Here is a 7,013-nt window from a genome sequence, read left to right on the forward strand (position 1 = left end):
CACAACTGCTTTGGCTAGTGCACCCCGGCCATCAACCGCTTGATCGGCTTGGACGCCAGAGCCAGCACCACGCCCAGCACGATCGCCGCAATGCCGATCACGGCAAAGTAGGGGGTCTCATTGTCTTCCCGGTAGTAGCCGGCAAAGACACCGGAGAGAGCCGTGCCCAAGGCGACGGAAAGGAAAAACAGCGCGACCATCTGCGTGTGAAATGCCCGCGGCGCCAGCTTGGTGGCCAGCGACAAACCCACCGGGGAGAGCAGCAGTTCCGCGAAGGTGAACAGCAGCAGAATCCACACCAGGGCCAGCAGCGGCACGGAAGCTATCCCCGCGACCGGGATGAAGCTCAGGTAGGCCAGTCCCATGATCACCAGTGCCGCCGCAAACTTGATCGGCGTGGTCCACTGCCTGGAGCCGAGTTTCGTCCAGAGCGCGGCAAAGACACCGGCAAAGATGATGATGAACACCGGGTTGATCGACGTCGCCCAGCTGGCGGGCATTTCCCAGCTGAACAGGTTACGGTCCAGGCGCTTGTCGGCGTAAAGTGCCACCACGGTGAACTGCTGCTGGAACAAAGACCAGAACGCGGCGCTTGCGATGAACAACGGGATAAACGAGTACACCCTGCTGCGCTCCACCGCATCGACCATCCGGCTGGAAAGGATAACGATGAAATAGGCGACCGTCGCCAGGACGACGACGCCGACAACAACCCACTTCAGGTTTGCCGCGGTCACGACGCCGATCAGCACGGCCAGCACCATCAGCACGATGGCTGCCGCGGCGATAACGATCATCATCGGGTAGCGGCTGCGCGGCAGCGGATTGGCAACGAGGTGTGCCTCTTCCGGAAGGTTTTTACGCGTCAGTCCGTACTGGGTCAGGCCGATCGCCATGCCGACGGCGGCGGCACCGAAGCCATAGTGGAAACCGAGCGTGGTCTGCAGCAGCCCGGTGAGCAGCGGACCGATCAGGCCGCCGATGTTGATACCCATGTAGAAGATCGAGAATCCGGCGTCCCGGCGGTCATCCTTTTCGCCGTACAGTGAGCCGACCAGCGAGGTGGCGTTGGCTTTCAGCCCACCGGAGCCGACGGCGATCATGATCAGGCCCGCTGCCAGGCCCGCGGCGCCGGGCAGCAGTGCCAGCGAGATGTGGCCGGCCATGATCATCATGGCGCTGTAGAACAGCACGCGTTCCGAGCCCATGAGCCGGTCAGCCACCCAGGCTCCCAGGATCGTGGACAGATACACGCCGCCGCCATAGGCCCCCACGATCCCGAGCGCGACGGTGTCTTTAATGCCTAGACCGCCCTGCGTGGCAGTGTAATACATGTAGTACGCGAGAATGCCCTGCATGCCGTAGAACGAGAACCGTTCCCAGAGTTCAACGCTGAACAGATTCAGCAGCATCCTGGGTTGGCCGAAGAAAGACTTGTCCGTGGACGGCAGTGGCGCGTCGGCGGAGGTATGTGTTTTACTCACCTGCCCTATTTTCGCATTCCTTTTTGCACTCTGCAGCCCGGGGCACCTTTTTCCTTCTCCTGCCGGCGTCGGGTTGTCGGGAGGGAGCTATAGGCTGAATGGATAAGGCCCGCATACCGGCAGGAGAACACGATGGCTGACATTCCCACTACAGAGGCGACCGCACTTGGTGAAGAGTCCCGGGTACTAGACGTCCGGGAGGACTATGAGTGGGAGGCCGGACACATTGCGGGCGCGCTGCACATACCGCTGGACGAGCTCCCGGCCCGGCTGGACGAGCTGGACCCGGATGAGGACCTGAACGTCATCTGCCGCACCGGTGGACGCTCCTTCCGGGCCACTACCTGGCTCACGGAAAACGGCTACAGCGCCGTGAACGTAACAGGAGGTATGGGGGCCTGGATGGAGGCCGGACGTGCCATGGTTTCGGAGAATTCGCAGCCTCCCCGGGTGCTCTAGCGCCCGAGCGGAACGGGTACCGGCCACTTCGAGGGTGCACCTGTTCCGGCGGAGGCAATGAAAGTAAGCTGGGCCTACCCCATCTCGGGGTGTGCATTGAAAGAAGGGCGAATCCAATGAGCGAAAGTCACACGTCGAAGGACAGCGGAAACGACGGCACCATCATCAACCCCGGTGCCCAATACGAGCGGGACGACTCGGTGGGCGACGCGGCGGATGACGCCAACGAACTGCGCTTCAACGAGGAAGAAGAGCTGATCACCGAGCAGGGCCACCCCGATGCCCCCACCGGCGGGACCGGTACGGAGGCCGCCCCGGTAGTGCACTAAACTGGCTGGGCTTTAACCCTTACCAGCAGAGCCTTAGGCTCGACGGCGACGGTCACCTTTGTCGCTTTGCCAAAAGTGTCGCCGTCGAGCTGGGTTTCCTCCGGAACCGCGGTGCGGATGGTGATTTTCTCCGCACGGTAATAATCGATCACGGGCAGCCGCCCCTTATGCTGCAGGACAATCTTCACGGCCATGGCCGCCCAGCCGAGCGCGCTGCGGGGACTGGCCACCACGACGTCCAGGACGCCGTCGTCGATCAGGGCGTTGGGCACGAAGTCGATGCCACCGGGCAGCAGCCCGCAGTTGGCAAAAAGTACGGTGCGAACCTTGCGCTGCTGCGGATCCTGATCATCCATGGCGATGCTGATTTTTTTACGCCGACCCGGCAGATGCCTCATGCCTGCCTCGCTGTAGGCCAGCCAGCCCACCGTCCTCTTCAGCCGCTTCCGGGTGTCACCGACGACCTCGGCGTCCATGCCGAGCCCGGCAATGACCAGGAAAGCGTGCTTGGAGCTGGCTCCCGTGACGGAATTCTCGATGGCCATGGTGGCGGTATCAATGTGGCGCTGGTGGCCGAACAGGGCGGTCTGAACGTCGCTGTGGATGTCGTTGACCCGCAGACCAAGATTTCTGGCCAGCAGATTGCCGGTACCCAGCGGAATCACGCCCATCGGGACCTGAGTATGCCGCAGCACCTCGGCCACCACGCGCACGGTGCCGTCCCCGCCGCCCACTACAACGACGTCGGCACCGTATTCCAGCGCCTGGCGGGCCTGCGAGTATCCCGGATCCTCCATCGTGGTTTCGAAAAAGAGCGGTTCCTTCCAACCTGCCAGGGCAGCGGAACGAAGAATGAAAGTCCTGGCGTCGGCTGCGCCGGCCTTCACCGGGTTGAGGATGACGGCGACCTTCTGATTGCCGGTCTGGCCCTTGTGCGGGATCTCCCCGGCGGCGCTGCGGGTGTGCTTTTGTGCCAGCTTGCGCACGCCCCACCAACTGGCGATCAGGAAGGCAAGGGACGCGGAAACGATGATGAGGACCAGAACCCAGGTTGGCATAATCCTCTAACAATAGCGGTTGGAAGGGGGGCTTCCGGGCCCGCTGCGCGGAGGTGTGCATCGCGGCGCGTGTGCGATTGGATACCCTTAGACGGTGATCGATGTCAGAGACCTCAGCGAAAACCCCGACGCCTACCGAGGCAGCCAGCGCGCGCGCGGTGCCGATGCATCCGTCGTCGACGCGATTATCGCCGCTGATGCCGCCCGCAGGAACGCCATCACCACCTATGAGGCGCTGCGTGCCGAGCAGAATGTCTACGGCAGGAAGGTGGCGCAGGCCAAGGGCGCGGAAAAGCAGGCCCTGCTGGCGGAGGTCAAGGAGCTGTCCGGGCGGGTCAAGTCAACATCCGCCCAGGCCGAAGCCGCCGCGGCTGCCCAGGACGCGCTGGTCCGGGGGATGGCAAATCTGATAGCCGACGGCGTGCCGGAAGGCGGCGAGGATGACTTCGTGGTGCTGCGGACCGTCGGGACTCCGCGGGACTTCACCGCCGAAGGATTCACACCCAAGGACCATCTGGAAATCGGCGAGCTTATCGGGGCAATTGATATGGAGCGCGGCGCGAAGGTTTCCGGTTCGCGTTTTTACTTTCTGAAGGGGGTCGGGGCCCGGCTGGAACTGGCTCTGCTCCAGCTGGCCATGGATCAGGCCATCGACGCCGGGTTCGTCCCGATGATCACCCCCACGCTGGTCCGGCCCGAAACGATGGCAGGTACGGGCTTCGATGTGAAGCACGACGCCGAGATCTACCGGCTGGCCGAAGATGATCTGTATCTGGTGGGAACCTCGGAGGTGGCCCTGGCCGGGTACCACGGGGATGAAATCCTCGATTTCTCCAACGGACCGCTGCGCTACGCAGGCTGGTCCTCGTGCTACCGCCGCGAGGCCGGATCACACGGCAAGGACACCCGAGGGATCATCCGGGTGCATCAGTTCAACAAGGTGGAAATGTTCACCTACACAGCGGTGGAAGAGGCCGCGGCGGAGCACCAGCGCCTGCTGGCGTGGGAAGAGGAGATGCTGGCCAAGGTCGAGTTGCCGTACCGGGTCATCGACACGGCCGCCGGAGATCTGGGCCAGTCGGCCTCGCGCAAGTTCGACTGCGAGGCATGGGTTCCGACGCAGGATGCCTACCGCGAGCTGACGTCCACGTCCAACTGCACTACGTACCAGGCCCGGCGGCTGAACATCCGCGAACGCGCAACCGCCGAAACCGGGGTTAAAGCCGAAACCGGGGTTAAAGAGGGCAAGGGCGCCACTCGGGCCGTGGCCACGCTGAACGGCACCCTGGCGACCACCCGCTGGATCGTCGCCATCCTGGAACATCATCAGAACCCGGACGGCTCCGTCAATGTTCCCGCGGCGCTGCGCAAGTACATGGGCGGGCTGGAAGTCTTCCCTGTTCTGTAGGCTGCCGTTACGCCGTCGGCGCCTGCGAGATCCGCACCATGTTGCCGGAGGGATCGCGGAACGCGCAGTCGCGTGGACCCCAGGGTTGGTCGATGGGCTCCTGCAGCACCTCGGCACCGGACGCCCGCATCTTCTCGAAGGTCGCATCGAGATCGTCGGCGCGGAAGACGATGGGACCAAGGGCACCTTTGGTCAGCAGATCCTGAAGCGAGTCGCCGTCGGTTTGTGACCGTCCGGCGTGCGGTTCCGAGAGCACGATTCCGAGTCCCGGCTGGCTGGCGCTGCCGAGAGTGACCCAGCGGAAGCCGCCTGAGGCGATGTCGTTGAGCACCTCAAGGCCCAGCGCGTCGCGGTAGAAGGTCATCGACTCGTCGGGGTCATTGACGGTGATATTGCAGTATTGGAGTGAAATGGTCATGCGGCCAACGCTAGTCGGCAGCCGCGGAGACCGCTTCTCGGATCCTGCTCATTATGTTCTTGCCCGCTATGGTTCCGGCCGGCGCGTTTCTGGCTGGGCGGGTGTGAACCTTCGCCACGCACGCGGGCATCGCCGTCACGGCCCTGTGCTCCCGGGCGCGGTACGCGCTCGGCGTTTCCCCTACGATCTCGGTGAACCGCGAGCTGAACGAGCCGAGCGACGTGGCCCCGACCTCCATGCACGCGTCGGTCACGCTCCTGCCGGCGCGCAGCAGCGCCATGGCCCGCTCGATCCGGCGGGTCATGAGGTGGCTGTATGGCGTCTCGCCATAGGTGGCCCGGAACTGCCGGGAAAAGTGCGCCGGTGACATGAGCGCTCGCCGGGCCATGGTGGGCACGTCGAGCGGACGGGCGTACTCACGGTCGATCAGGTCCCGGGCCCGGCGCAGGTGCGCTAAGTTGGCGAGCTCTTGCGGGGTCATGGCATGAGGTTACACCCGCTGGACCCGGCTTTTCCATGAGCGCGGCATTCCCGGATGCCCGGTTTCCCAGCTGTGCCGGTCTTTCCCAGCTGTGCCCGCTCTTCCCCCACTGCGCCCGGTTTCCCCAGCTGTGCCGCATGCACAGGTGAATACCCACACTGTGGATAACGTTGTGGGTATTCACCTGCCGTTCATCGCCACTGTGACCTGTTTCCTAGGCATTTTTCTGCAGGTCTGCTTGACTTGTTCAATGACTATTTTGACTGAATCCGCAGTATCTGGCATCGATGACCAGAGGAACAACGAAATCAACACCGATCCTTCCGCCCTTCTCGTCGCCCTGGATGTGGACGGCACTTTGGTGGATCACGACGGGCTGATGAGCGAGGCTGTGCGCGCCGCGGCGCGGGAGACCGTGGCCGCCGGGCACCAGGTCATCATCGCCACCGGCCGTTCGCTGGGCGCTCTGCTGCCCGTGGTGAAGCAGATCGGGCTGGAGCGGGGCTATGGCGTGGCCAGCAACGGCGGCGTGACTGTGCGGCTGGACCCGTCCTTGGAATGGGGGTACGAGGTGATCGAGCGCGAAACGTTTGACCCTCGCCTTGCCCTGACCGCACTGCGGGATCGTTTGCCCGGTGCTCGCTACGCCGTGGAGGATTCGGCGGGAAATTTCCTCTCCACCGAGCGCTTCCAGGATCGCAGTTTCGGCATCCAGGCCAAGGGAGTGGGCTTCCAGCACCTGCTCGACCTTGAAGCGGTACGCGTGGTGGTGAACAGTACGGACAGCAGTACGGAGGATTTTGCCGCCGCCATCGCGGCCTGCGGATTGCAGGGGGTGACCTATTCGGTGGGCTGGACGGCTTGGCTGGACATTGCAGCGGCCGGAGTCACAAAGGCAACGGCCCTGGAAAAGCTCCGCTCGCGGTTGGGCGTGGAGCAATCACGTACGGTCGCGGTGGGGGACGGGAACAATGACATCGAAATGTTGACCTGGGCCGCCCGCGGGGTTGCCATGGGCCAAGCCAACGACGCGGTGCGTGCCGCCGCCAACGAGACGACTGCGTCGGTGTACGACGATGGCGTCGCGCACGTTTTGCGCAGCCTGCTGTAGCGCCTGCAGCCCTTTTCGAACTGAGCCGTCCATGGCGCGACTGGTATCTTAAAGCGGCAGAACGTATTCGAGGAGGCCCTAGCGGACACGTTGGTTCGTTACCGCACCACCTTGAAGCGGCTTGGGGAATGACTGTCTTTCTGACCCGGATCCGCGAGTAGTGGCTTTTTGAGGCCGGAATTCTGGCGGGGGCGTGAATTTCGGCAACTTTTGGGTCCGGGCATGACAAAAGCCCGGTTGTCGTGTCGGGTGGGCGGAGGCTCCA

At 63.6% G+C, this 7,013-nt stretch carries 8 protein-coding genes; 4 read left to right on the plus strand and 4 right to left on the minus strand.

The window, feature by feature from the left end; all coding sequences use genetic code 11:
* Positions 1–14: 14 nt before the first annotated feature.
* The gene (locus QMG52_RS16530) at positions 15–1,493 is read right to left on the minus strand and encodes a peptide MFS transporter (RefSeq protein ID WP_502920555.1); all 1,479 of its coding nucleotides are present in this window, start codon (positions 1,491–1,493) and stop codon (positions 15–17) included.
* Between the two features lie 123 nt (positions 1,494–1,616).
* Between QMG52_RS16530 and QMG52_RS16535 the strand changes: the two genes are divergently transcribed.
* Both QMG52_RS16535 and QMG52_RS16540 read left to right on the plus strand, forming a co-directional pair.
* On the plus strand, positions 1,617–1,943 hold the full coding sequence (locus QMG52_RS16535; protein ID WP_283561518.1) for a rhodanese-like domain-containing protein: 327 nt from the start codon (positions 1,617–1,619) through the stop codon (positions 1,941–1,943).
* A gap of 116 nt (positions 1,944–2,059) precedes the next feature.
* Positions 2,060–2,272 (plus strand): hypothetical protein, encoded by a 213-nt coding sequence (locus QMG52_RS16540; protein WP_283561519.1) that lies wholly within the window; start codon positions 2,060–2,062, stop codon positions 2,270–2,272.
* Here the strand turns inward: QMG52_RS16540 and QMG52_RS16545 are convergent.
* Complete coding sequence (locus QMG52_RS16545; protein ID WP_283561520.1) at positions 2,269–3,330, minus strand: diacylglycerol/lipid kinase family protein; 1,062 nt, start codon at positions 3,328–3,330, stop codon at positions 2,269–2,271. The two genes, QMG52_RS16540 and QMG52_RS16545, sit on opposite strands and share 4 nt — an antisense overlap.
* A 94-nt stretch (positions 3,331–3,424) precedes the next feature.
* On the opposite strand from QMG52_RS16545, the gene serS reads away from it, so the two are divergent.
* Entirely contained in the window at positions 3,425–4,738 is a 1,314-nt protein-coding gene (serS, locus tag QMG52_RS16550) for a serine--tRNA ligase (protein WP_283561521.1), read from the plus strand.
* A gap of 7 nt (positions 4,739–4,745) precedes the next feature.
* Here the strand turns inward: serS and QMG52_RS16555 are convergent, their stop codons facing one another.
* Together QMG52_RS16555 and QMG52_RS16560 are read right to left on the minus strand one after the other, a co-directional pair.
* Complete coding sequence (locus QMG52_RS16555) at positions 4,746–5,156, minus strand: VOC family protein (protein WP_283561522.1); 411 nt, start codon at positions 5,154–5,156, stop codon at positions 4,746–4,748.
* 10 nt (positions 5,157–5,166) lie between these two features.
* Positions 5,167–5,637, minus strand: a complete 471-nt coding sequence (locus tag QMG52_RS16560; RefSeq protein ID WP_283561523.1) for a helix-turn-helix transcriptional regulator — start codon at positions 5,635–5,637, stop codon at positions 5,167–5,169.
* A 250-nt stretch (positions 5,638–5,887) separates the two neighbouring features.
* Between QMG52_RS16560 and QMG52_RS16565 the strand changes: the two genes are divergently transcribed.
* Positions 5,888–6,748 (plus strand): HAD family hydrolase, encoded by an 861-nt coding sequence (locus tag QMG52_RS16565; protein ID WP_283561525.1) that lies wholly within the window; start codon positions 5,888–5,890, stop codon positions 6,746–6,748.
* Positions 6,749–7,013: the final 265 nt, after the last annotated feature.

It is taken from the genome of Paenarthrobacter sp. PH39-S1, from assembly GCF_030063245.1.
In the GTDB taxonomy this organism is placed as follows: Bacteria; Actinomycetota; Actinomycetes; order Actinomycetales; family Micrococcaceae; genus Arthrobacter_M.